The 24,640-nt window shown below is 64.2% G+C and carries 25 protein-coding genes, 1 pseudogene and 1 riboswitch; of the genes and pseudogenes, 16 read left to right on the top strand and 10 right to left on the bottom strand.

All coding sequences use genetic code 11. From position 1 onward, the window contains the following. Positions 1–19: 19 nt before the first annotated feature. Both CEQ44_RS02615 and CEQ44_RS02620 read left to right on the top strand, forming a co-directional pair. Positions 20–604, top strand: a complete 585-nt coding sequence (locus CEQ44_RS02615; RefSeq protein WP_088182942.1) for a TetR/AcrR family transcriptional regulator — start codon at positions 20–22, stop codon at positions 602–604. 97 nt (positions 605–701) lie between these two features. After that, on the top strand, positions 702–2,435 hold the full coding sequence (locus tag CEQ44_RS02620) for an acyl-CoA dehydrogenase family protein (RefSeq protein WP_088182941.1): 1,734 nt from the start codon (positions 702–704) through the stop codon (positions 2,433–2,435). 83 nt (positions 2,436–2,518) lie between these two features. Here CEQ44_RS02620 and CEQ44_RS02625 read toward each other — a convergent pair whose 3' ends face one another. Further along, positions 2,519–2,983 carry an Lrp/AsnC family transcriptional regulator gene (locus CEQ44_RS02625; RefSeq protein WP_088182940.1) on the bottom strand — a complete coding sequence of 155 codons (465 nt, stop codon included), beginning with the start codon at positions 2,981–2,983 and terminating at the stop codon, positions 2,519–2,521. Positions 2,984–3,104: 121 nt separating this feature from the next. Between CEQ44_RS02625 and alr the strand changes: the two genes are divergently transcribed. Genes alr through CEQ44_RS02640 form a run of 3 tightly spaced genes read left to right on the top strand, consistent with a single transcriptional unit; the run spans position 3,105 to position 5,861 of the window. Beyond that, complete coding sequence (gene alr, locus CEQ44_RS02630; RefSeq protein WP_088182939.1) at positions 3,105–4,247, top strand: alanine racemase; 1,143 nt, start codon at positions 3,105–3,107, stop codon at positions 4,245–4,247. Continuing rightward, positions 4,244–5,500, top strand: coding sequence for a D-amino acid dehydrogenase (locus tag CEQ44_RS02635; protein WP_088182938.1), 1,257 nt, complete (start codon positions 4,244–4,246; stop codon positions 5,498–5,500). The genes alr and CEQ44_RS02635 overlap by 4 nt, the downstream gene beginning before the upstream one ends. A gap of 16 nt (positions 5,501–5,516) precedes the next feature. Continuing rightward, on the top strand, positions 5,517–5,861 hold the full coding sequence (locus CEQ44_RS02640) for a RidA family protein (protein WP_088182937.1): 345 nt from the start codon (positions 5,517–5,519) through the stop codon (positions 5,859–5,861). A 23-nt stretch (positions 5,862–5,884) separates the two neighbouring features. Here CEQ44_RS02640 and CEQ44_RS02645 read toward each other — a convergent pair whose 3' ends face one another. The 5 genes from CEQ44_RS02645 to CEQ44_RS02665 all read right to left on the bottom strand — a co-directional run bounded on the left by CEQ44_RS02645 (position 5,885) and on the right by CEQ44_RS02665 (position 10,596). Beyond that, positions 5,885–7,501: a TPM domain-containing protein gene (locus CEQ44_RS02645; RefSeq protein WP_088182936.1), complete on the bottom strand. Its 1,617-nt coding sequence runs from the start codon at positions 7,499–7,501 to the stop codon at positions 5,885–5,887. A gap of 14 nt (positions 7,502–7,515) precedes the next feature. Next, positions 7,516–8,358 (bottom strand): DUF3667 domain-containing protein, encoded by an 843-nt coding sequence (locus CEQ44_RS02650; protein ID WP_088182935.1) that lies wholly within the window; start codon positions 8,356–8,358, stop codon positions 7,516–7,518. A 111-nt stretch (positions 8,359–8,469) separates the two neighbouring features. Beyond that, on the bottom strand, positions 8,470–9,507 hold the full coding sequence (locus CEQ44_RS02655) for a rod shape-determining protein (protein WP_088183000.1): 1,038 nt from the start codon (positions 9,505–9,507) through the stop codon (positions 8,470–8,472). 134 nt (positions 9,508–9,641) lie between these two features. Further along, positions 9,642–10,406 carry a CbtA family protein gene (locus CEQ44_RS02660; protein WP_254913618.1) on the bottom strand — a complete coding sequence of 255 codons (765 nt, stop codon included), beginning with the start codon at positions 10,404–10,406 and terminating at the stop codon, positions 9,642–9,644. After that, positions 10,369–10,596 (bottom strand): CbtB-domain containing protein, encoded by a 228-nt coding sequence (locus tag CEQ44_RS02665; protein ID WP_088182933.1) that lies wholly within the window; start codon positions 10,594–10,596, stop codon positions 10,369–10,371. The genes CEQ44_RS02660 and CEQ44_RS02665 overlap by 38 nt, the downstream gene beginning before the upstream one ends. 46 nt (positions 10,597–10,642) lie before the next feature. After that, positions 10,643–10,727, bottom strand: a riboswitch (adenosylcobalamin (AdoCbl) riboswitch). A 42-nt stretch (positions 10,728–10,769) separates the two neighbouring features. Here CEQ44_RS02665 and CEQ44_RS02670 point away from each other — a divergent pair. Beyond that, a complete protein-coding gene (locus CEQ44_RS02670; RefSeq protein WP_088182932.1) occupies positions 10,770–11,363 on the top strand; it encodes a histidine phosphatase family protein in 594 nt (197 codons plus the stop codon). A gap of 137 nt (positions 11,364–11,500) precedes the next feature. Here CEQ44_RS02670 and CEQ44_RS02675 read toward each other — a convergent pair whose 3' ends face one another. Genes CEQ44_RS02675 through CEQ44_RS02685 form a run of 3 tightly spaced genes read right to left on the bottom strand, consistent with a single transcriptional unit; the run spans position 11,501 to position 13,753 of the window. Beyond that, on the bottom strand, positions 11,501–12,256 hold the full coding sequence (locus tag CEQ44_RS02675) for an SDR family NAD(P)-dependent oxidoreductase (RefSeq protein ID WP_088182931.1): 756 nt from the start codon (positions 12,254–12,256) through the stop codon (positions 11,501–11,503). Then, positions 12,253–12,798: a cupin domain-containing protein gene (locus CEQ44_RS02680; RefSeq protein ID WP_254913617.1), complete on the bottom strand. Its 546-nt coding sequence runs from the start codon at positions 12,796–12,798 to the stop codon at positions 12,253–12,255. The genes CEQ44_RS02675 and CEQ44_RS02680 overlap by 4 nt, the downstream gene beginning before the upstream one ends. A 1-nt stretch (position 12,799) precedes the next feature. Next, positions 12,800–13,753: a fumarylacetoacetate hydrolase family protein gene (locus tag CEQ44_RS02685; protein ID WP_088182930.1), complete on the bottom strand. Its 954-nt coding sequence runs from the start codon at positions 13,751–13,753 to the stop codon at positions 12,800–12,802. A gap of 186 nt (positions 13,754–13,939) precedes the next feature. On the opposite strand from CEQ44_RS02685, the gene CEQ44_RS02690 reads away from it, so the two are divergent. The 5 genes and pseudogenes from CEQ44_RS02690 to CEQ44_RS24810 all read left to right on the top strand — a co-directional run. Next, entirely contained in the window at positions 13,940–15,091 is a 1,152-nt protein-coding gene (locus CEQ44_RS02690) for an alpha/beta hydrolase (protein WP_088182929.1), read from the top strand. Between the two features lie 25 nt (positions 15,092–15,116). Beyond that, positions 15,117–16,142, top strand: coding sequence for an aromatic ring-hydroxylating dioxygenase subunit alpha (locus CEQ44_RS02695; protein WP_088182928.1), 1,026 nt, complete (start codon positions 15,117–15,119; stop codon positions 16,140–16,142). Beyond that, positions 16,135–16,542 carry a VOC family protein gene (locus CEQ44_RS02700; protein WP_088182927.1) on the top strand — a complete coding sequence of 136 codons (408 nt, stop codon included), beginning with the start codon at positions 16,135–16,137 and terminating at the stop codon, positions 16,540–16,542. Before CEQ44_RS02695 ends, CEQ44_RS02700 begins: the two co-directional genes overlap by 8 nt. Before the next feature lie 125 nt (positions 16,543–16,667). Continuing rightward, positions 16,668–17,066, top strand: coding sequence for an MFS transporter (locus tag CEQ44_RS02705; RefSeq protein ID WP_088182926.1), 399 nt, complete (start codon positions 16,668–16,670; stop codon positions 17,064–17,066). 7 nt (positions 17,067–17,073) lie between these two features. Beyond that, positions 17,074–17,367: pseudogene (locus CEQ44_RS24810) on the top strand (SDR family oxidoreductase); the annotation flags it as partial. 128 nt (positions 17,368–17,495) lie between these two features. Here the strand turns inward: CEQ44_RS24810 and CEQ44_RS02715 are convergent. Beyond that, complete coding sequence (locus tag CEQ44_RS02715; protein ID WP_088182998.1) at positions 17,496–18,623, bottom strand: FAD-dependent monooxygenase; 1,128 nt, start codon at positions 18,621–18,623, stop codon at positions 17,496–17,498. 237 nt (positions 18,624–18,860) lie between these two features. On the opposite strand from CEQ44_RS02715, the gene CEQ44_RS02720 reads away from it, so the two are divergent. The 5 genes from CEQ44_RS02720 to CEQ44_RS02740 all read left to right on the top strand — a co-directional run bounded on the left by CEQ44_RS02720 (position 18,861) and on the right by CEQ44_RS02740 (position 24,612). After that, a complete protein-coding gene (locus CEQ44_RS02720; protein WP_088182925.1) occupies positions 18,861–20,396 on the top strand; it encodes a TonB-dependent receptor in 1,536 nt (511 codons plus the stop codon). 12 nt (positions 20,397–20,408) lie between these two features. Continuing rightward, positions 20,409–21,311, top strand: coding sequence for a TonB-dependent receptor domain-containing protein (locus CEQ44_RS02725; RefSeq protein ID WP_088182924.1), 903 nt, complete (start codon positions 20,409–20,411; stop codon positions 21,309–21,311). Between the two features lie 55 nt (positions 21,312–21,366). Further along, entirely contained in the window at positions 21,367–22,296 is a 930-nt protein-coding gene (locus CEQ44_RS02730) for an NAD-dependent epimerase/dehydratase family protein (protein WP_088182923.1), read from the top strand. A gap of 13 nt (positions 22,297–22,309) precedes the next feature. Next, positions 22,310–23,323: a LysR family transcriptional regulator gene (locus CEQ44_RS02735; RefSeq protein ID WP_088182922.1), complete on the top strand. Its 1,014-nt coding sequence runs from the start codon at positions 22,310–22,312 to the stop codon at positions 23,321–23,323. 218 nt (positions 23,324–23,541) lie between these two features. Beyond that, complete coding sequence (locus CEQ44_RS02740; RefSeq protein WP_088182921.1) at positions 23,542–24,612, top strand: VOC family protein; 1,071 nt, start codon at positions 23,542–23,544, stop codon at positions 24,610–24,612. Positions 24,613–24,640: the final 28 nt, after the last annotated feature.

Below are 24,640 nucleotides of genomic sequence, written 5' to 3' on the forward strand. Positions count from 1 at the left end.
GATATGCTAGCGCGTCCTGATGAAGAAACAGGGGCTAGCGAGCGGATCGAACGATGAAGGATCGGGACGCCGCCGTCAGATATTGGAAATCGCCGCGCAATTGTTCGCGAAAAAGGGATATCGCGGGACATCGATGCGCGATATCGGCGAACAGGCTGGCGTGCTGGGCGGGTCGCTCTACCACCATATCAAGTCAAAAGACGCGCTGTTTGTCGAACTGCACAATGCCGCCCTGGACGCCGCCGAATACAGGATCGCCCAAGACATTGGCGCGCAGGACGATCCGTGGGCCAGGCTGACGGCGGCCTGCACGGCCCTGCTGGACATTCAGCTTGCGCCGGATTCGATCACGACGCCGATGATGAATGATTTTCGCGAGGTGCCCGATGCGGTGCGCGAACAGTTGATCGCGCGGCGCGACCGCTTCGAAGACCTGTTCCGGTCGCTGGTAGACGTACTGCCGCTGCCATCTCTGATCGATCGCTCCATCTATCGCAATCTCTTGTTGTCGCAGCTGAATTCGGCGTCGGATTGGTATCGGGCTGGCCGCCTTTCGCCCGGCGAGATCGCCGCGCAGATCGTCACGATCTTCCGACACGGATAGGATTTTTGCTTCAGAACGGCCGTCCTGAGCCGCCCTCTCCAATTGACTGTAACACATGTTTGGTGTAGTGAAGCGCCATGCTCTGAGGAGAGGCCTGATGTTCAGCTACGTTCCGCCGATCGACGATTATCGCTTCCTGTTGACCCAGGTGCTGGGCTTCGACGCAGCGATGGCGGACACGGGCAAGGAGGTCGACGCCGACCTTGCCGTCGCGGTGCTGGAGGAAGCGGGGCGGATGTGCGCCGATCGGCTGCACCCGCTCAACCGCCATGGTGACGAAGAAGGCAGCCGCCTCGTCGATGGCAACGTGGTCACCCCGGCCGGTTTCGCTGACGCTTGGCGCGATTTCGTGGCTGCTGGCTGGGCCTCCATGTCGGCCGACCCGGCCCATGGCGGGCAGGGCCTGCCTTTCATCCTCCAGCTCTGGCTGGACGAGATGCTGTCCGCGGCCAACCTGTCCTTCGGCCTGTTTCCGGGCCTCACCCGCGGCGCCTGCGAAGCGATGGCTGCTCATGCCAGCGATACGCTCAAATCCGTCTATCTGCCGCGGATGGTGAGCGGCGAATGGACCGGTGCCATGGCGCTGACCGAAAGCGGCGCGGGCACCGACCTGGCCCTGCTCAAGACCAAGGCCGTGCCGCAGGACGATCACAGCTTTGCCGTGACCGGGCAGAAAATCTTCATTTCATCGGGCGACCATGATTTTGGCGGCAATATCGTCCACCTTGTCCTTGCCCGCCTGCCCGATGCGCCTGCAGGGGTGAAGGGGATCAGCCTGTTCCTGGTGCCCAAATATCTTCCCGATGCCGATGACGGCTTCACGATCCGCAACAGCATGTCGGTCGGCGCGCTGGAAAAGAAGATGGGCATTCATGCTCAGCCAACCTGCGTGATGAATTATGATGGGGCGACCGGCTGGCTGGTGGGCGCGCCGAACAAAGGTCTGGCCGCGATGTTCACGATGATGAACGCAGAGCGGCTGATGGTAGGCATCCAGGGGCTGGGCGTCGCTGGCGCAGCCTATCAACAGGCCGCGGCCTACGCTAAGGAGCGGCTGCAGGGCCGTAGCGCCGATGGCGCGCGCAGTCCGGTGGCGATTATCGATCATGCCGATGTGCGGCGAATGCTGCTCAACATCCGCGCCTTTGTCGAAGCTGGGCGGGCGTTGGGCGGCTGGACCGCGTTGCAGCTCGACCGCGCGCATCATCATCCCGATCCGGCCGAACGCGCCAGGGCCGATGCGCTGGTCGCGTTGCTGACCCCGGTGGTGAAAGCCGCCTTCACCGATTTCGGTTTCGAAAGCGCGGTGCAGGCACAGCAGGTGTTCGGCGGCCATGGCTACATCCGCGAATGGGGCATGGAACAATATGTGCGCGATGCGCGCATCGCCCAAATCTACGAAGGCACCAACGGCGTGCAGGCGATGGATCTGGTCGGGCGCAAGCTGACACTGGACGGCGGCGCCGTGGTCGAGGGCTATTTCGACCTGATCGCGGCGGATCTGGATGCGGCTGGCGCCATCGAGGTGGCGGACAAGACGCGGCTTGCGCTTAATCTGCTGCGCGCCACCACGGCGTCGCTGCAAGGCGCGGATGGCGATGCGGCGGGCGCGGCGGCGGTCGACTATCTGCGCCTTTTCGCGCTCGTTTCGATGGGGTGGATGTGGACGCGCATGGCTACAGCGGCGCAGGGCGACGATCCCTTCCAAACCGGAAAACGTATCGTGGCCGATTTCTTCGCCCAACGCATGCTGCCCCAGGCGCACAGCCTGGCGGCCAGCATCGCAGCGGGCGAACCGTCGATCATGGCGCTGAACGCGGACGCCTTCTAGCGGACTGATTCTGATATTCGAGCGCGACCTGGCTTCAAATGGCTTCGAATGTCAGTATCGGATCACCAGCAGTTCGATCCGCATCATCCCTTTCCGCGCCGCGGACGCAACGCGTCACGCATGGCGATGCTGGAATTGATCCGGGTCACGCCCGGCATGCGAGAGAGGATTTCGCTATGGATGCGTTCATAGGCGTCCACGCTGTCCGCTTCGACCCGCAACCAATAATCCACAGCGCCGGTCATCAGGAAACATTCCCGGATTTCCGGGCATTGCCGCACGGCATTTTCGAAGCGGGCCAGGAAATCCTCGGTCTGCCGGTCTAATGTCACCTGAACCAGCACATTGACCGTGGCGGTTTCATCGCGCCCGCCAGCGACCAGGGTATAGCCGCGAATATAGCCTTGCGCTTCCAGTTGCCGGATACGGCGATGGCAGGCGGACGGAGACAGCCCGATCTCCGCGGCGATATCGGCGTTGGAACGCCGGGCGTTGAGTGTGAGCAGGCGCAGGATCGCGCGATCGCTCTGATCCAGACTTGTGGGCATTTATGCGATTCCATTGATATAATTGACCGTTTCTGTCAGAAAATACGAAGAATGTCCTGCATATAAGGGGGATATTCGAATAAACCTGTTATACTGTGGTTCAGTAAAAAAAGGGACGGCTATGCAGCATGGGACTGCAGCCACCCTGCGCATCGATCTCGGCGCGCTGGTGGCCAATTATGCGCTGATCGCGCGTCAGGTTGCCCCCGCTGCGGTAGCCGGCGTGGTCAAGGCGGACGCCTATGGCCTGGGCGCGGCCGAAGTGTCGCAGGCCTTGCTGGCCGCGGGCTGTCGCCATTTCTTCGTCGCCCATCTGTGCGAGGCGACAGCGTTGAAGCCGCATCTGCCGGCGGATATCCCGCTTTACATTCTCAATGGATTGCCACCCGGCGCGCAAGCCGCCTGCGCCGCGTTGGGCGCTGTGCCCGTACTCAACTCGCTGGTGCAGATCGATGATTGGGCCGCCGCCGCCCGCTCGCGCGGTCGCGCACTGCCCGCCGTCATCCAGGTCGATACCGGCATGTCGCGTCTTGGCCTGACGCCCGATGAGCTGGCGATCCTGCGCGACCAGCCGCATCGGCTGGACGGCATCGCCCTGCAACTGATCATGACCCATCTCGCCTGCGCGGACGAGCCGGACGACGCCTTCAACCGGGAACAGCGGGACAGGTTCGACGCCATTGCCAGCCAGTTTCCCGGCGTCCCGCGCTCGATCGACAATTCGGGCGGGGCGATGGCGACCGGCGTGCGGCATGGCGACGTGGTGCGTGCTGGCATCGCCCTCTATGGCGGCGCACCGCATGGCGGTCCCGACCCCCATCCCAATCCCATGCAGGCCGTGATCGCGCTCGACGCCTATATTCTGCAACTGCGGACCGTACCGGCGGGCGCGGGCGTGGGCTATGGCCTCACCCACCGCTGCGACCGCCCATCACATATCGCCACGCTTTCGGTGGGCTATGCCGATGGCTGGCCCCGCCATCTGAGCAGCCGCGGCAGCGCCTATATCGGCGGCGTCCGCGCGCCCATAGTCGGGCGGGTATCGATGGACAGCATGGCCATCGACGTGACGGACGTGCCCGATCATCTCCTCCATCCTGGCGCTTCGGTCGAACTGATCGGCCCGCACCAGACGATCGATGCTGTCGCCGCGCAGGCGGACACAATCAGCTATGAGATATTGACCCGGCTCGGCCACCGCTATGCGCGCAGCTACCTGCCCGCGCCGGCCGCCGCTGCCGACCAGAGGAGCGGCAAGCCATGAAGATCGTCATCTTAGGGAGCGGCGTGATTGGCGTCACGTCCGCCTGGTATCTGGCGCAGGCCGGGCATGAGGTCGTCGTCGTCGATCGTCAGACCGGCGTGGCGCAGGAAACCAGCTTCGCCAATGCCGGCGAGATTTCGCCAGGCTATGCCTCACCCTGGGCCGCTCCCGGCATCCCGGCCAAGGCGCTGCGCTGGCTGTTCATGCGCCATGCGCCGCTGATCCTTCGGCCCAGCGTCGATATGGCGATGCTGCGCTGGATGGTGGCGATGCTGGGCAACTGCAATGCGCGCGATTATCGCATCAACAAGGGGCGCATGGTGCGCCTCGCCGAATATAGCCGCGACCGGCTGATCGCCCTGCGCGCCGAAACCGGCATCGCCTATGACGAACGCAGCCGGGGCACGCTCCAACTGTTCCGCGAACAAAAGCAATTGGACGGCATCGCCAAGGATATAGAGGTGCTGCGCGCCGACAATGTCCCGTTCGAAGTGCTCGACCGCGCGGGATGCCTGGCCGCCGAACCGGGGCTGGCGGCCAGTGGATCGCCGATCGTCGGCGGCCTGCGCCTGCCCAATGACGAAACCGGCGACTGCTACAAATTCACCAATGCCTTGGCGGACATGGCCAGCGCGCGCGGCGTGCAGTTCCTCATGGGCCGCACGATCCAGGGGCTGGCCAGCGAAGCCGGCCGCATAAGCCATGTCGTCACCGATCAAGGCGTCGTCAGCGGCGACGCCTATCTGGTCGCGATGGGTAGCTTCTCGCCGCTTCTGGTCGCGCCGCTCAGCCTGCGCCTGCCGGTCTATCCGGTGAAGGGCTATTCGATCACCGTGCCGATCGTGCAGCCGGACGCCGCGCCGGTATCGACGCTGCTCGACGAAAGCTACAAGGTGGCGATCACCCGGCTCGGCGACCGCATCCGCGTGGGCGGCATGGCGGAACTGTCGGGCTATACCAACGACCTGCCGCAGGCGCGCCGCGATACGCTGGACCATAGCGTCGGCACGCTCTTCCCCGGCGCCGGCGATCTCAGCCGCGCGACCTTCTGGAGCGGATTGCGGCCGATGACGCCGGATTCGACCCCGGTGATAGGCGCGACCAAAATCGACAATCTGTTCCTCAACACCGGCCATGGCACGCTGGGCTGGACCATGGCCTGCGGGTCGGGCCGGGTGATCGCTGACATCATCGGCGGCATCACGCCGGACATCGAAACCGCCGACCTGGCGCTATCGCGCTATCGGCACTGATCCAAGGAGACACAGCATGACTATCACCCGCATCGAAACCGGTCCGCGCATGAGTGAAGCGGTCATCCATGGTGACACCGTCTATCTGGCCGGCCAGGTCGGCGAAGGTGACAGCGTCGCCGGCCAGACCCAGTTCGCGCTGGACGAGATCGACCGCCTGCTCGGCCTCGCCGGCAGCAGCAAGGCGCATATCCTGCGCGCCACCATCTGGCTGGCCGATATGGCCGACTTTGCCGGAATGAACGCCGTCTGGGACGCCTGGATCGCCGACGTCGCCGCCCCGGCCCGCGCTACCGGCGAAGCCCGTTTGGCGACCGCCGACTATAAGGTCGAAATCATCATCACCGCCGCCGTCGCCTGATCCGCTGCAAGCCGCCCGCCTCTTCAGACCGGATCGTAGCTGAACAGCCACATGGACGAGGCCTGCCCGCTGGCCTTGTCCCCCGTGCTCTGCAAACGCCCGACCATCGTATATTTCGTGTCGGCCTTGATCGCGCCGGACGGCATGAGCGGAGCCAGGCGCGGAGAGACGTAGAGAACTAGGTCGTGGCCGTCGTCCGTCGTTATGCTGACCGCGGTATAGCCCAGCTTGCCGCCCAATAGGCGTTCATTCGCCTGGCCGACGCCGGTCGGTGCCTTCAGGCTGGTGATGCGCCCGGTGACCCGGATCAGATTGCCGTTGGGCTGGTCTATTTCCGCATTGTACGGGCGCTTGGTGCGCATGCGCTCGTCATAGGCCTGCTTATAATGGTCCAGCAACGCGCCCAGCGTCTGATACTGGATTGTCCATTTGCTGCGTTCGGCCCAGAACAGCGTGCCATCGAACGGACCGAACAGAGTATCGGTCCAGCCCGCACAGCCGTCCGCATCCTCGCAATTGGGCCAGGCGGTCTTGGTCCATTGCAGTAATTGCGTCTTGGGATCGGAAAATTCCGCTTCCTTGGCCAGACCAGGCCCAAAGGCCACCGCCGCCTGTTGCTGCCGGGGCGCGACGACGACGACGGCGCCATTGCCGACATCCAGCTTGCCGATGCGCAACTGACGCATCATCGCCCAGGCATAGTCGTCCGCGCTCATCCCATGCAAGTCGTTGACGACGAGGAAACTGACCTCCACGCCGACGTCTTTGGCCAACCGGTAGAGCCGCTGCTCCATGGTCTTCACCCGTGCAGGGTCCAGGCGACCAGTTTCATCGATGATGAAATGGCCATATTTGAACGGAATGGAGCCAGGCGCGGGCAGCGCGCGTCCCGGCGTGGATGCGTTGGCGATCGGCGGGCGATCAGGCGCTACGGGCGACGGCAAGGTCTTCGCCGCGATCTGGCCGCTGCCGCAATCCGTGCCGCCAGCCTGCGTGCAGGCCTGGACCCAGCCTTGCCGGATTGCATCGGCGCGCTGCGTCTTGGCCGGGTGGGTCGGCGTGCCATGGCTGGTGCCCACGGCCATAATCATCTGTTGCGCGGCGGCGAGCGGCGCGCCCATTTTCTGCAGCACATAGCCGCTGAATTTGTCCGCCTCCAGCTCGATCTCCGGCCTACTGCCGCCCGGCACGATCGTATGGCCCGACAGATGATGCGCAATCTCATGCGCCATGATGCTGATCGGACCCCAGGGGCTGCCGCCGACCTGCGCTTCGGCCGCCTTGATGAACTGCGGATTGAAGGCGATGACCCGGCGCGGCACCCGCTTGTCGTCCAGCAGGATCAGCGCCGCGGCATTGGGCACCGGGCCGGACACGACCACGAAATTGGCGGGCAGGCCGGTATAGCCCATGATCCGCGTAACCGCACTGGCGCAATCCTCCGGCGCGCCGCCGCTCAACGCGGACGCCTCAGCCTTGACAGGTTCGCCGTCATAGGAGCAGGCTTGGAGTGTCGATGCGATCGCCTCGACCTTGTCGGCGCCGGACAGCGCGCCACCTGACGCATCATTCTGGCCGCAGCCGTTTAAGAGCAAGGCGGCGATCGTCACCGTCGTTGATGCCGCAAGCGTGCGTCGCATGGCTTCTTTCCTCCTCAGCGGCTTACGAGCCAGAGGATGACCAACGCATAGAGCCTGAGCAGCGCCCAGTTGATCCCGGCATAAATGAGACAGGCCGAAAAGAGTTTCCGCCAGTCCGACTTAAGATCAAGTAAGAAGAACTGGCGATAGGCGAACGCGACGATCAGCAATTTTACCGCCGGGATATAATATTGGGACGCGGCCTTGTGCCACAGGATGAAATCTGCGCTGCGCCAGATCAGCGTCGGCAGCAAATTTATCATGATGATCGCCAGGATGATCGACTGGCAGTAGATGGCGAGGATGGATATCTCGACCATATTGTAACCCAGGCGCTTACGTAACATGATCCAGGCGCCCGCGAAGATCGCGACGATGCCGAGCGAAAAGCTCCAATTGGCATAGGCCATCACGCGCTGGGCCATGCGATCGACCACCGCATCGCGACCGGCATAGCCATAATGGCCGAAATATTGATTGGCCACGAGCAGCAACACCAGCAGCGCCACCAGCGCAACCAGCAGTTTGAGGGGATGCATATAGGCCGTGCGGCGACCCAGCACATAGTCGCGCGCCACGACGCCGGGTGCAACCAACAGGCGAAGCAAGGTGCGCACCGACTGGATCTCGAAGAAGCGGATGCGATCCCAGCTTTCGGTGCGGATGTCGCGCCAGACGAAACGCTGCGCGGCCTTCTGGCCACAGGAACCGCAATGGGGCGTCGTCAGCGTAGCGGCGCAATTGCGACATACCTCTTGCGCGAACCACGCGTCGGTCACCGTCACGTCAGGCATGGGTTGCGCCGTCGCCGGATCGACACGGAAGATATCGGCGATCCTTCGACGGAAATTCGGCATCGCATCGGCTCGCCATCAGGGTCCATAGGGACGATGCAACAGAAACGCCGGAAAAAGCCGCCGGGTTGCATCGCTGCGCCCCGGCCCGCCCTCTGCCGTCGCGACAGCTTCCTATGCGGTGGTCAGCACACCCTGATAGGCCGGGTCTTCCAGCGCCTTCCCGGCACCCATCGCCACGCAGATCAGCGCATCATCGGCGACCTTGACCGGCAGGCCGGTATGTTCGGACAAAGCCTGGTCGAGCTGGCCGAGCAAAGCGCCGCCGCCAGTCAGGGTAATGCCCTCATCGATGATATCCGCGGACAGTTCCGGCGCCGTCCGCTCCAGCGCCGACATCACGGCCAGCTTGATCTGGCCGACACCCTCCGACAGCGCTTCGGCGATTTCGGCCTCGCTGATCCGTATCTCCGCTGGCCGGCCATTCACCAGGTCGCGGCCCTTGACGCTGATGATCCGCCCTTCATCGACGGGGATGACGGCCGAGCCAATGGCATGTTTGACCCGCTCGGCCGTCATCTCGCCGATCATCAGATTATGATGCCGCCGGATGTGCGACGATATCGCGTCGTCCAGCTTGTCGCCGCCCATGCGGACGGAATTGCTGTAGGCGATCCCTTGTAAGGACAGGACCGCGACTTCGGTCGTCCCGCCGCCGATATCCACGACCATCGCGCCGCGCGGCTCCGTAACCGGCAGGCCAGCGCCGATCGCCGCGGCCATCGGCTCGTCGATCAACTGCACCCGCGATGCGCCCGCGTTCATGGTCGCGACCTGAATGGCGCGACGCTCCACCATGGTCGATCCTGACGGGACGCAGATCACCACTTCATGGCGGCGGCCAAAACGCCCGCTGCCGCCGATCGCCTTGGCCATGAAATGCTTTATCATCTGCTCGGCGACGTCGATGTCGGCGATCACCCCGTCCCGCAACGGCCGGATTGCCTGGATGTTGGCGGGGGTCTTGCCCATCATGGGCTTGGCCTCATTGCCCACCACCTTGACGCGCCGCACGCCGCCGATCGTCTCGATCGCGATGACGGATGGCTCATTCAAAACGATGCCGCGATCGCGGACGTGGATGACTGTATTTACCGTGCCAAGGTCGATGGCCATGTCGTGCGTAGAGGAAGCGAATAATCGTCTTATCATGGGGTATCCGAGCGGCGCGGGAAATGACGCCGCTTTGCGCAATGCAAGGGCGGGCACAAGGGCGGCACGCCCGGCCGGATGATTGTCGCGGTCACCGGAGTTTCCGGCGGCTTCGATGCCCATGCTGTAGCCATCTATTGTTGGCGCATCACTCGTTCGGCCCATAGGCCAAAAGCGATGCCGATGACGGCCCACAGGATTATCTGGGTCAGGATGGCCGCGACCCGGAAATTCCAGAGCAGCGTTGCGGGATAATCGGCCGGAACCTCGTCGACCACAGGCAACAGAAACTGACCCAAGAAGACCAGCGCCATATAGGCGCCCACCGCAAGCAGCGTCGCGTCGATCCCCCGATGCGACAGGACCAGCGCGGCGCGCAGTTTCGACGCGATCACCGCCCCACCCACCGACAGCGCGATCATTGCGAAATAGGCGGCGGTGCGCAGGCCGACGGTATCGTGGCTCCCCACAGCCGGCGGCGTCTGGGGGTATTTGATCCCCGGCACGATAACGATCAGCAGGAAGGCGAGCGCCGCCAGCAGCAGGGCGAAGCTGCGCGGCCCCGCCTGCCCGAAACGGCCATAGCCATAGGCGAACAGCAACGAAAATATGCCGCCGACAGCCGCGCCATATAATGTCATCGCCGTGAGAAGCCCCGCACCCTTCTGCGTCGCGCGGCTCACCAATTCCTCCTCTTCATGCGCGGCCGCATCCCTATGATGGGCCGCGTGCACGCTCTCATATCCGATGGCGAGATCGATCTGTGGTTCCGCACTCACGCGGGCGAACAGGGTCGCGATGATGGCCGCCATTATGCCGACCACCATGCCACGCCACAACAGGCTCTTCGTCATCGCCCGGTCAGTGGCAGGGGAAGCCGAGAAGATGCCGGCCGTCATGCACGAATTCATGCACATACATGCCATCGAACAACGCGAAAGCGCCTTGTTCGGTGCTGACGAAATAGAGGAAGATGAGCGCGATCAGCGCGCCGAACACGGCCCAGGGGGCGATATCCTCGACCGGAATGGCGCGGGCGCCCCGGATCGGAATGAAATGATCGTCAAACAATGCGGCATTGGCTGCCATGGTCATGCTCCTATAAGGGATTACGCGTCCCGCGAGAGAGTGTTGTTCAGGAGGAAGGTCTGGCTCTCGACATTTTATGTCGATCACAGTGGCGCGACCGCGCCGGAATTTCACCGGCTTCTTCTTCCTGATGGCCATGGCGTTTAGAGTGGGGCAAGGCCGCTCGTCAACATATGTTGGAGGTTCCACTGGGCACGTCGCTCTTTCTGCTCTGCGTCGCATCGACGCCATCAAGCCGCATCGGCGGTTTCCCGGCGCGCGATGAATCCCTCGACGCGCGCGGCGCGCGCGACGCGGCCAGCTATCGTCTGCCCTCGAAGCTGGCCGATTCCGTCTTCCGCAGCCCCTCTTACGCAGCGGTCCAAACGGCAGAGGCGATGGGCGTCTCCGCCATTGAAGACGCAGCGCTTGCGGACAGGGACGCCGGGCGCTGGGCAGGACGATCGATCGAGGACATATTGGAGAACGAGCCGACCGCCCTGTCAGACTGGCTTGCCGACCCCTTGTGCGCCGCTGCTGACGGGGACGCCATGGCGGCGGTCCAGCAGCGTGTCGGCGCATGGATTGACCGGATGGCGACCCAAGCCCTACCGGTCTGCGCCATCACTCATCCCATGACGATGCGCGCGGCGCTCGTCCACACGCTAGGCTTCCCGCCCGCAACGACGCTCAATATCGACATTGCGCCGCTGTCGTGCGTCCGCCTCTCGTTCAACCGTATCTGGCGCCTTCAGGCGCTGGAGACGCGCCGCGGCGCTGGCGATTGAACAGGTCGGGCCGCAGGTGTCGCTTTCGCTGTCACACGGCAACACGCGGCTGGTGAACGACATGACAAAGGAAAAGCCCGTACAACTGTCCAACTCGCTGTTCGATGTGGCCGCCCCGATCGCGGCGGACGCCCGGCTCAACTCCCGTCGGAAATCAGCGTGCCGCCATCGACCACAAGATTTTGGCCGGTGACGAAAGCGCCCGCCGGCGCGGCGAGGAACAGGGCCGCGCCAGCGACTTCATCGACCTCGCCGGGGCGACGCAGCGGCGTCATCGCCATGCGCCGCTGCATGAAGGCGGCGTCCGCGATCAATGGCGCGGACAAGGCGGTGCGGATGAAGCCGGGCGAGATGGCGTTGACCCGGATGTTACGCGGCCCCCATTCGACCGCCAGATTGCGGGCCAATTGCGCCACCCCCGCCTTGGCCAGCGCATAGGCGTTGATCGCGCCATTGCCGCGCAGGCCCGACAGGCTGGACAGCAGGATCGCGGCGCCCCCGCCGCGCGCGGCGATATGCGGCAGGGCCAGGTTGCATAAGCACACCTGGCTGCGCAGGTTGATCGCCATCACATGGTCATAATCGTCCATGTCGATGCTGGCGAAGGGGCCGGGCCGTCCGGTGATCCCGGCATTACAGACCAATATGTCCAGCCCGCCACGATGCCGCACCGTGCCGTCCACCAGCGCGGCAAGCTGCGCCGCGTCGGTCACGTCGGCGGGAATGGCGAGCATGTCCAGCGCGCGCCCGACCCGCGCGCAATCGGCATCATTCTCGCTGGAAATGACGACCTGCGCGCCATGGGCCTTCAGCCCCTGCGCAATAGCCAGGCCGATGCCGCGGGTTGATCCGGTGACGATCGCCACCTTGCCGCTGAGGTCAAACAATCTCATTGCGCCGCTTGTGCCTGATGGTCCGGCTTGTCTTCCGCCAGCGGCTGGCCGTCATGCAGATAGGCTGGCGCCTCGATCAGTATGAAGGCGATGCGGCACGGCTTGTCGCTGACGTTGCGCCACAGATGGTTGGTGCCGCGCTGGATGATGATGCCGCCTTCGCGCACCGTGGTCACCCTGCCATCGTCCAGCTCCAGTTCGATCTCGCCCGCCATGACGATGCCATAATCGATACTGTTGGTTCGATGCATCGGCGACTGCTTGCCCGGCAGCATGTCCACTATGCGGATCACCGACCCCTGGTTGAGCGTCAGCCCCGCGTCGCGCGCGCGCCCGTCCGTTTCGTCATTATTGTCGGCCGGCACCGTGTGGGTGGTCCAGATCAGCAGGAAGGCGGCGTCGCCCGACGGGATCATCCGGGTCGGGGTCACATCTTCCGACTTGAAGACGGCGCGACCCTCGGCGTCATGGCCGGTGACGACGCGCTGGACGGGTGGCAGGCCGGAATCGCTGAGGCCAGAATCACTGAGGTCAGTCATCATATCAGGCTCCTGGATAGGCGATGACGCGCTGGTCGATCACGCCGAACGGCGCACGGCCGTCGCTTGCGCGCGCCTCCATGCGGACGCGGTCGCCAAAGCGCATGAAGGCGGTGCGCGGCGCGCCCTCATCCACGATCTCTATCCCGCGCCGTTCGGCAATGCAGGACGATCCAACCTGCCGGAAATTGGCATTAGACACGGTGCCAGACCCGATCACCGTGCCGGCCGGCAGATGGCGGGTGCGGGCCGCGTGGGCGACCAGTTCGTGAAAGCCAAAGCCCATCGGCGCGCCATTGGCCGCGCCGAAGCGCGTCCCGTTCCAATCCACCAGCAAATCCAGGCACACGCGCCCTTCGCGCCACTGGTCGCCCAGTTCGTCTGGCGTGACAGCAAAGGGGGCCATCGAGCAGGCGGGCTTGGCCTGGACCCAGCCAAAGCCGGTCTTCATCTCCGGGCCAGCCAGCGCGCGCAGCGACCAGTCATTGATCTGCACGATCAGGCGGATGTGCGCCATGGCGGCGTCCGCGTCTGTGCCCATCGGCACATTATCGACGATGACGCCATATTCGCCCTCGAAATCGATGCCCAGCGCTTCATCGGGCATGGGGATGTCGTCGGCGGGGCCATAAAAGCGATCCGACAGCCCCTGATACATCAATGGCCGGTCGGTCTTTTCCGGGGCGATGCCCAACACCTTGTCCATCAGCGCGCCATGGCTCTCGAACGCGGACCCATCCAGCCATTGCCAGGCGCGGGGCAGGGGCGCGGCCAGCGCGTCGGGGTCCAGCAGGTCGGGAAAGGCGTCGATCGCCTGCGCCTGCGCGGCGAACGCATCCCAATGCTCGATCGCCTCCTGCAAGGTGCGGACCGGGGCGGGCGCGCAATGGCCGCCATCGGACGATAGGATCACCAGCCGACCGTCCCTGCCGCCATCTTTGTGCGTCGCCAGCCGCATATGCTCTCCTCTTCCTTCTCTTGGGTTCAGGCGATGGGACCGCAAACCCCTGTCCGTCAAAGTCAATCTATCGATAGCCGCCCTCCATAATTTCGATTTGATCTGGCCCCGGATGGGCGGTCTTTGGCGGGATAAGGATGCGCGCCCGCCCATCGGCGCTACGGATCAAACGACAAGGACACAGGCATGTTCGAACCCTTCCCCGGCAATTATGTCTGGAATCTCGCGACGAACCTGGCGCTGGTGTGCGGCGGCAATCATGGCGAGATTGACGAAGCGAACCGGCCGATCATGGACGCGGCCAGGGGTGGCGCGGACGCCGGCAGCGCGCAGATGTTCGACAGCTGGCTGCGCGTCGCGGACCAGGTCGCGGCCAATGGGGCGGCGGACGAGGCGGCGGGCTACGCCCTGTCGGCAGGCAGCAAATATCTCCGCGCATCGGGCTATTATCTGGCGGCGGAACGGATGCAGAGCCGCGACTATGCGCCGCGCTGGGCCGCCTATGACCGGGGGCTGGACCTCTATGCCAGGGGCGTGGCGCTGCGCGGCCTGCATGTCGATTTCGTTGAGATACCCTATGCGGGCAGCGCCTATCCTGCCCTGTTCGTCCATGACGGGTCCGGCACGCCGCGCCCGGCGCTGGTGTCGGTCAATGGCCTCGATTCGATGAAGGAACAGGTCAATATGGCGGGCCATGGCGCGGCCAATCTGGAACGCGGCATCAACACCCTCTTCATCGACCAGCCTGGCACCGGGGAGGCGCTGCGCAAGCGCGGCCTGACGGCGGTCTATGATGCGGAACGCTGGGGATCGCCCGCTTTCGACTATCTGCTGACCCGGCCGGACGTGATCGCGGCGAAGATCGGCATATTCGGCCTGTCCTTTGGCGGCTATCACGCCCCGCGCATCGCCGCCAACGACCCGCGCTATGCGCTGTGTGCCGTCATGGGCGCGAACCATGTCTGGGGCCGGCGTCAGCGTGAGCGGATCGCCAATGAGGGCGAAAATCCCGTGCCCCATTATTGGGACCATGTGATGTGGGTCTTCGGCATCGACAATCAGGCCGATTTCCTGGCCTATGCCGACCAGATCACGCTCGACGGGCAGGTCGAAAATATCCGGGTGCCGTTCTTGGTCACCCATGGCGAAAATGACCGGCAGATCCCCGCCTTCAACGCGCACCTCAGCTACGATCAGGCCGTCAACAGCCCCAAGCGGACGTTGCGCATGTTCACCAAGGCGGATTTTGAGGTCGAACATTGCGGCGCAGACAATGGCACCGGGATGCGCGACTATATCGCCGACTGGTGCGCGGAGACATTCGCCGCCATGCCATGACAAAATAAGCAAAGAGGAGTAAAGGATGTCCGACTATCCGCAACGCTGCTGGTATATGGCGGGATGGGCGGACGAGCTGGGGGAGGGTGGTTTCTCCCGCGAAATCCGCGGCGAGCGCCTGTTTGTCTTCCGCACCACACACGGCGTCGCGGCGCTCCGCGACCGCTGCCCCCACCGTTTCGCACCGCTGTCGCTGGGCACGCGCGAAGGCGACAGGATAGTCTGCGGCTATCACGGCCTGGCCTTCGCGCCGGACGGCCGCTGCGTGCGCAATCCCTTCGCCGACCGGATTCCCGCAGGCGCGTCCGTCCCCGCCTTCCATCTGGTGGAGCGCGACGGCATCCTCTGGCTCTGGGGCGGCGACCGGCCGGATGCGGACGAAACGCTGATCCCGGACTTCGCCTTCATCCCCGATACGCCCGCCAGCCGCACCGTGCGCGGCTACACGCTGATGCAGGCGCAATATGAATATGGCACCGACAATCTCCTCGACCTCAGCCATATCGAATTCGTCCATAAAGGGACGTTTGCCGGGCAGGGGGTGATCTTCGTCGGCCAGCACAAGGCGTATATGGATGGCGATACGCTGCACAGCGACTGGTGGATGCCCGGCATCGCGCCGCCGTCCGTCGCGCGCGGCCATGTCCCCGACGACGCGGTGGTCGATCATTGGCTGGAGATGCGCTGGAACGCGCCCGCCTCAATGCGGCTGATGGTTGGCGTCTGCCCGCATGGCGGCCCACGCGACACCGGGTTCGAAGTGCCCCAGGCACATATCCTGACCCCGGCCAACGATCACCAGACCCATTATTTCTGGTCCTCTACCCGCTATGACGCGCTGGATTCGCCCGAAACCGACGCCGCGCTGCTCACTTTGTTCGGCGAAGCCTTCGACCAGGAGGACAAGCCGATGATCGAGGCCGCCTACGCCAATATGGCGGGCCGGGACTTCTGGGCGGAAAAGCCGCTGTCGCTGGGCATCGACCAGGGCGGCACGCGGGCGCGGCGGCTGATCGAGGCGATGATCGCGCGGGAGAAGGCCGATGGCTGACTTCACCTTCCACCATGGCGGTGTCAGCGTGCCCAGCCTGGACGCGGCGATCGACTGGTATGGCCGGGTGCTGGGCTTCACGCTCGAAAAACGCTTCCCCATCGCGACAGCGCGGGCGCAGGCTGCGATGCTGCGCAAGGGACAGCTGCGCTTCGAACTGTTTGAGGTGGAGGGCGCCGCCTCTTTGCCGGATGATCGGCGGCACCCGCCGTCCGACCTCAAGACCCATGGCAACAAGCATGTCGCCTTCTGCGTCGCGGATCTGGAGGATTTCCTGGTCGAGATGGCGGCCAGGGATGCCGACATCGCCTTCGTCGTGCGCGAGGCGTTCGGCAAGGGATGTTTCCTGCGCGATTGCGCGGGCAATCTCATCGAATTTGTCGAGGAACCGGACGACTGAGCGGTCCCCACGCTGCGGTCAATAGGTGGGTTCAATGCTTTGCGTTTGACCCTGTTCCCGCGCTTCGCCTTAACCTGCCCGCATAACAAGGAGAGCGCCGGGCACATGGCTGACGAGAAAGCCGCATGACAGATCGCAGCGCCACCCCGAACGGCGATCCTGCGCCCGGCTTTCTCACCGGCTTTTCTCTGTTGTTGCCGATCACCCTGTCCACGATGGCGATCGTGCTGCTCGCGCCGATCCTGCCGCAATTGCTGTCCGATTTCAGCACCGTGCCCGCCCATGAATATTGGGTGCCGATGATCCTGACGATACCGGCGCTGTGCGTCCCCTTCTTCTCGCCGCTGGCCGGGATGGTGGGTGACCGCTTCGGCCGCCGCCGCTTGGTGCTGCCCGCCATCCTGCTCTCGCGCGTCGGCGTGGGCCTGGCCGAAGCGGCCATCATGGTGCTGTCGACCACCATGATCGGCGACTATTATAAGGGGGCGGCGCGCTGTCGACTGGAAAGCGACGCTGGGCGGTGAACTGGACATCGTCTTCCTCTCTACCCGCGCGGCCTGGCCATGGCTGAAGGCCAGCCGGCGCGCGTCGCTCATCAATTTCGGGTCTGCCAATACGCGCCACGCGTTGGCGGGATCGCCCGCACTGGCGCATTGCGCGGGCAAGGGCGGCGTGCTGGCGATAACACGCCAGCTGGCGATGGAGGGCGCGCCGCATAGCATCCGCGCCAACAGCATCGCGCCCGGTTTCATCCGCACCGCCGCGACGGCGCGCCACCTGGCCGCCGACCCGGCGTTCGAAGCGCAAGTGCGCGCCAAGAATATGCTGCCACGTCTGGGCGAGCCGGACGATATCGGCTGGTGCGCGGTGTGGCTGGCTCGGACGAGGCGCGCTATGTCACCGGTGCGGACATCGCTGTCGACGCGGGTGCGACCGCCTGGTAGCGCACCGGATCAATATTCCTCCGCCAGCCGGTGCAGCCCCGCGCCGATCGCATCGGGCGAGTCTCCGTCCAGCTGCATCCGGCCGACCTGGATGCTGGTGTCGATTACATGGCGGCACCGGTCGAACCGGCGCGCCTGATAGGCGGACAGGCCCGCCTCTACCGTGTCGGCTCGGTCCAGTTCCTCGACCAGCACCAGCGCGCTTTCCACCGCCATGCCCGCGCCGCACGCCAGGTGCGGCGTTGTCGCATGAACAGCGTCGCCCAGCAGCACGATCGCCCCGTCATGCCATGGGCCGGGCTGCAAGGCGGCGGCGAGCGGGCGATAGTTGATCCAGTCGCCGCGCGTCATATGATCGCGAACCCATCCGGCATTCCCGCCAAAATCGGCCAGATTGTCGCGCAGCTGCATGAACAGCTCGTCTTCGGTGAAATGGTTCGCCCGTCGTATATGCGGCGTCAGCATCCACAGATAGACCATTTCCGCGCCGCATCGGTTGATCCCCACGGGCACCCGATGGCCGAAATAAAATTCGCCCTTAGTCAGCGTCGGCGGACGGCGGATGGACAGGCGCCAGCATCCCTGGCCGGTCGGCTGCGCGTCGCCCATATGCGGGAAGGCCAGGCGGCGCACCCCCGAATAGATGCTGTCTGCGCCCACGACCAGGTCGAAATCCGCCTGCCCGCCGTCGGAAAAGGTCACGTCCACGCCGCCGTCTTGCCTGTGGGCCAGCGCGCTGACGGTCAGGCCCAGGCGGATGACGATCGGCAGCGCCCGGACCCGCGTCTGCATAATCCGATGCAGCACCGGCCGCATGATCCCGCCGGTTGCGGGTAAACCCTCCTCGAGCGCCGGTTCGTCCAGATCGTGCAGGCGCGTACCGTCATAGCGGAATATCGTCGCCCCTTCCGCAATCGCGCCCTGTTCCTTGATCGCGTCCAGCAGGCCAAGCCGCCGATAGGCGCGCAATGTCGGTCCGGTGATGGTGATACCCGCGCCATAGACGCGCCATTGCGGGTCGATGTCGATCAGTATGACCTGCCCGCCCTGTTCGGCAAAGCGGATCGCGGCCGCCATGCCGCCGATGCCGCCGCCCACGATCAGGATGCGCCTGCCCGAAATCCGACCCGAAACCATCAATGCCACCCTCTCCGCACACACTTATCTGCCGTGGCTATCGGGCGGGCGCGGGCGGGCGGAAAACGCTTTGCCTCAATAGTTGCTATCGGGCGTGTGGATAGAAGCGCCGGTCGTTTCGGTGTCGTCCGCGTGGCGCAGATAGGTGCAATCCAGCAAATCAATGCGACTTTTTCACCCCGCCAACCACAATTGGCCAAAATCAAATCACAAAATCACATCATCGGGGAGAGAGACATGCGGAGTTGTTTGCTGGCCACCACGGCGATCGCCGGCATGATGGCGACCGCGCCCATGCCGGGCCTGGCGCAGACCGCCGATCAGACCGCGCCGGCTTCGGTCGGGCTGGATGACATCGTTGTCACCGCGCAGCGCAAGGCCGAAAGCGCGCAGAAGGCCGCGATCGCTATCGACGCCGTTACCGGCGACACGCTGATCCAGCAGGGCATCACCAAGGCGGAAGATATCACCAAGAGCGTCCCCGCCATCACCGTCACCAATGGCGGCGGTTCCAACACCTCCATCTTCATCCGCGGCGTCGGCAACATCACGTCGAGCAGCTATAACGACCCTGCCGTCGCCCCCAGCTATGACGGCGTCGTGCTGGGCCGCGCGGCGGGCGCTTTCGGCTCCGCCTTCTACGATCTCGCCCGTGTCGAGGTGCTCAAAGGGCCGCAGGGCATCCTTTATGGCCGCAACGCCACCGGCGGTGCGGTCAACATCATCCCCGCGCGCCCCGAACTGGGCAGGAACGGCGCGGGCTTCAACGTCTCCTTCGGCAATTACGACGCGGTCAGCGCTGACGGCTATCTGAACCTCGCCACCGGCGACACCAGCGCCCTGCGCGTCGCCGCCACGCGCCAGGTGAGCGACGGCTACAACCGGGACGGCAGCGACGATTTGAAGCGCACGGGGCTGCGCGGCCAGTTCCTGATCGAGCCGTCCGACGCCGTCACCCTGCGCATCGGCGCGGACTGGACCAAGATTGGCGGCGTCGGGCCGGGCAGCAGCTATATCGGTTCCTATACGCCGGGCCCCTCTGGCTACAGCTTCACCCCCAGCGGCTTCGACACGTCGGAGGGGTTTAACACGGACGCCGCCAACGCCTACCGCCAGACGCTCGTCGGCGCGCCGGGCTTCGGCTTCCTCAATGCGATGAACCAGCAGCAATCGGTCGATTACATCTATTGGGGCGTGAACGCGGAATTGAACTGGAAGACCGGCATCGGCACCTTCACCCTCGTCCCCGCCTTCCGCAAGTCAAAGGGCGACAGTTTCTTCTACGGACCTGCCTTCAATACCGCCTACAACGCCGAAACCGACAAGCAATATAGCCTCGAAGCGCGCCTAGCCGGGTCGGTAGGCATGGTCGATTATGTGCTGGGCGGCTTCTATTTTAACGAAAAGATCGACGCGCAGACGGAATATAATCAGGAATTCGTCCTGCCGATCCAGTCCTACACCCACAAGACCAAAAGCTGGGCCGCCTTTGGCCAGTTGACCGCCAATGTCAGCGACCGGTTCCGCGTGGTCGGCGGCGCGCGCTACACCCGCGACAAAAAGGCGATGGACGGCATCATAAACAATTTCATCACTTTCTGCGGTGGCCTGCCGCCCGCCAATATCACCCCGCCGGCCTCCTTCGCCGCGGGTTGCGCAGCCCCCAATGGTCTGCCCCGCTATCCCAACAGCCTGACCACCGGCGACACGGTCAACTGGCTGGTCAGCAATGGCTGGATCGCGGCGGGCAGCACCGACCAGGCCAACCCGTAGGTCTTCCCGCTATTGAACGGCGTTGGCACGATCGTCAAAACCTATAATCCAGTGGTGGACAGCGGCACCTATTCCCGCGTCACTTGGAAGACATCGGCGGAATTCGATCTAGGCCCCCAGAACTTGCTCTATGCGACTATCGAAACCGGCTATCGCGCCGGCGGCTTCCAGTTGGCGGAGGGCAAGTCGCGCTACGACCCCGAATTCATCACCGCCTACACGGTGGGATCGAAAAACCGATTCTTCAACAACCGCGTCCAGTTGAACGTAGAGGGTTTCTACTGGAAATATAAGGATCAGCAGATCACCTATTTCACCGTCGATACCAGCGGCACGCTGATCAATTCCAACGAAAATGCGGGCAAGTCCACGATCAAGGGTTTCGATGTCGATGCCATCATCAAGGCGACGCCGACGACGACGCTGAACGCCAAGGTGCAATATTTGAAAGCCACTTATAACGATCTGCATCTCTACACCGCCTCGCCGCGCGACAATATCGCCTGCCCCTTCACCCTGACGGGCGCCAGCGCCGGCGGCGCGCCGGTCAAGGACTTCAACTGTTCGGGCAAGCCCTTGCTCTATTCGCCCAAATGGACCGTGAACCTGGGCGCGGAACAGGTCGTGCCGCTCGGCCGCTCGCTGGAACTGGTCGGCAATGTCGCCACCGCGTGGCGCGACGACCAATGGGGTGCGTTCGAATATCTCGATTTCGAACATATCCGCGCCTATTGGCAGACCGACCTCAACCTCACGCTGCGCGCCGCCGATGGCGGCTGGTCGCTGGGTGCCTTCCTCTACAATCTGGAAAACAAACGCCGCATGTCCACGCCGCAACGCTCGCCGATCGGCATGGCGATCGCCCGCTACACCGCGCCGCAAACTTATGGACTGCGCCTCTCGGCGAATTTCTAACAGAGCGCTGAATGAGGAAGACGTTCGTAACCCTTATGCGGAGCGCTATTAGACCATGACTATCATCGTGACGGGCGCGGGCGGTTTCGTTGGCCGCCAACTGGTGCAACGCCTGCTGGCGGCGGGGGAACAGGTCGTCGGCATGGACAGCGCTGCGAGCGACATCCCGGCCGGCGCACGCGCGGTCGTGGGCGACATATGCTCGGCGGCGGTAAGGGCGGACGCGTTGCGCGAAGGATGCCGCGCGCTTGTTCATCTCGCCACCGTGCCCGGCGGCGCGGCGGAGGCCGATCCCGCAGCCTCGCGCCGGGTGAATATCGACGCCATGTACGACCTGCTGGACGACGCGAAGGCGGCGGGGACAAGGCCCCGCATCGTCTATGCCAGTTCGATCGCGGTGTTCGGCGACCCGTTGCCGCCCGCGGGCGTGCATGACGCCACCCCGCTCGCGCCCCGCATGGTCTATGGCGGGCACAAGGCGATGATGGAGGTCGCGGTCGCGATGATGCATCATCGCGGCGAGATTGAGGGGATCAGCGTGCGCCTGCCCGGCATCCTCGCCCGGCCCAAGGGGCCGTCGGGCATGAAGTCCGCCTTCATGAGCGACCTGTTCCATGCGCTGCGGGCTGGCGAACCTTTCGTCTGCCCGGTGTCACAAGGCGCAACGATCTGGGCGCAATCGGTCAGCTGCTGCGCCGACAATCTGCTCCATACGCTGACCATGGACGCAACGCTGATGCCGCCGACCCGCGTTGTCACCCTGCCGGCGCAGCGCATCGCGATAGGGGACCTCGTCGCAGAGATCGCCCTCCAATGCGGCGTCTCGACCGACCTGGTCGCCTACCGCCCCGATCCCGCGCTGGAAGCCGCCTTCGGATCGCATCCGCCGCTTGCCACCCCGGCGGCCGATCGCGCGGGCTTTGCCCATGACGGCGACCCTGCTACGCTGGTCGCCAACGCACTGTCGGTCATAGCGGCGGGCTGACAGGAGAGAGACGATGCGGTTCGACAGGCTGGACCTCAACCTGCTGGTGGCGCTCGACGCGCTGCTCGCCGAACGCAGCGTCAGCCTCGCGGCGGATCGTATCTGCCTGTCCCAGTCCGCCACTTCGTCCGCGCTGGGGCGGCTACGCGAATATTTCGCCGATGACCTGCTGGTGCAGAAGGGGCGGCAGATGGTGCTGACCGCCCGCGCCGAAGGACTGGTCGATCCGGTACGCGCGGTGCTGGAGCAGATCCGCTCGACCATCGCCGTGCCGCCACCTTTCGATCCCGCCACGTCCGACCGCAGCATCCGCATCATGGCGTCGGACTATATCACCGAAGTCCTGCTGGCGTCGGCCATGACCGACCTGCAACGCGAAGCGCCGGGGATGCGGTTCGAAATCCAGTCGCTGACCGAAGTCCTGCTGGAATCGCTGGAACGCGGCGCTGTCGACCTGCTCATCACCATCGACTATGCGATCTCCGCCGATCATCCGAGCCAGATATTGTTTGACGACGACTATGTCGTCGTCGGCTGGAACGGCAATCCCGCCATGGCCGGGCCGATGACCAAGGAATTGTATTTCGAACTGGGCCATGTCACCGCCCGCTTCGGCCGCGCGCGCGTGTCCGCGTTCGAAGACTGGTTTGTGCGGCGGCAGAAGCGCCAACGCCGCATCGAGATCGTAACCCACAGCTTCCTGTCGATGCCCGGCCTCGTCATCGGCTCCAACCGGATCGCCACCATGCACCGGCGGCTCGCGACGCGGATGGCGGCGTATCTGCCGCTTACCCTGCGCGAAGTGCCGATGGACATCCCGCCGATCCGTGAAGCGATCCAGTGGCATATCTCCAGCAACAACGACCCGGCGATCCGCTGGGTGGTGGAACGGATCGTCGCCGACGCGCAGGCGCCCGCCTTGCCGGTCAAGGATGACGGCGTCCTGTCGCTCGACGAAGCCCGCATCGCGCGGCAGGAACTGGCGGCGCAATTCCTGAGCGATGCGACGCCCAAAGGGCGCGGCTGACGGGTCAGTCTGTCCTGCCCAAACGGAACCCGGCAAGGTCCATGCTGCGCCATGCGACTCGACGGCCGCACGATGCTGTTCTTGCCGACGATCCTCATCCCCAACGCTTGAACCCTGGGCAGGCTCCTATCGGCGGGACCGATACCACCGTCCCATGAAATGCGTTTCTTCACGACGGCCGCCATCCTCATAAGGACGATCAGGACGAGGGAGTTATTATGAGCATATTGGGCGTCGAAAGCGCGATTTTCGGTGTGAAGGATCTGGCGGAACATACCCGCTTCTGGACCGACTTCGGCCTCCCGCTGGAGACCGCGAGCGAGGATGAAGCAATCTTCCACCTCGCGTCCGGCTCGCATATCATCCTCTACCGCCATGGCGACCCGCGCCTGCCCACGCCCGATCCCTTCCCCGGCGATGGGCTGAAGGAAACGATTTGGGGCGTGGAAAGCCCGCAAGCCCTGGAGCAGGTCGCCGCCAGCCTCGCCACCGAAGTCGATGTCCGCCGCGACGCCGACGGCACCGTCCATTGCACCTGCCCCGACGGCCAGCCGATCGGCCTGCGCGTCTGGGCCAAACGCCCGGTGGTCAGCGAAGCCAGTCCGGTCAACACGCCCGGCCACTATCCCCGCTTCAACCAGCACCGCATCTGGCGCCGCCGCGCCATTCCCAAGACGATCAACCATGTTGTCTTCTTTTCGCCTGACTATGTCGGCAGCTTCGAATTTTATGAACGCCATATGGGTTTCCGCTATGTCGATCATAGCAAGGGCACCGGTATCTTTTCCCGCGCGTCCGGCACGTTCGAACATCATTCCATCTTCTGGGTGAATTGCGACCTGCCGATCGCGCCGGACCATTTCAACTTCATGCATATCGCCTTTGGCATGGACGATATCGACGAAGTCATGCTGGGCGCCAACATCATGGACGCCAAAGGCTGGAAAAACCAGACGATGAACAGCAGCGGCGGCATTTCCCGCCATCGCATATCGTCGGCCATCTATTATTATTGCGACATGCCGGGGAAGGCCGGGGAGGCGGAATATCACGCCGACACCGATTATCTGGACGATAATTGGGTGCCGCGCGCCTGGGATTTCCGCTTCGGCTCGCTGCTCTGGTCGAACAACGCGCCACCGATTTTTCGGGGCGACAATATCCCCTGGGACATGGCGTTCGACGCGGACCGCGCCAGCTTCGAACCCTATCGCAAGATTGGCCCTGGCAGGCTCCCAGTTACGGGGAAGCTTGCCGAAATCAGCGAGGCGGACGAACATGCGTTATAAAGGGTGGCGCGCTCCACCCTATCCTTGA

Origin of the sequence: Sphingobium sp. Z007, assembly GCF_900013425.1 — a bacterium.
Taxonomy (GTDB): domain Bacteria; phylum Pseudomonadota; class Alphaproteobacteria; order Sphingomonadales; family Sphingomonadaceae; genus Sphingobium.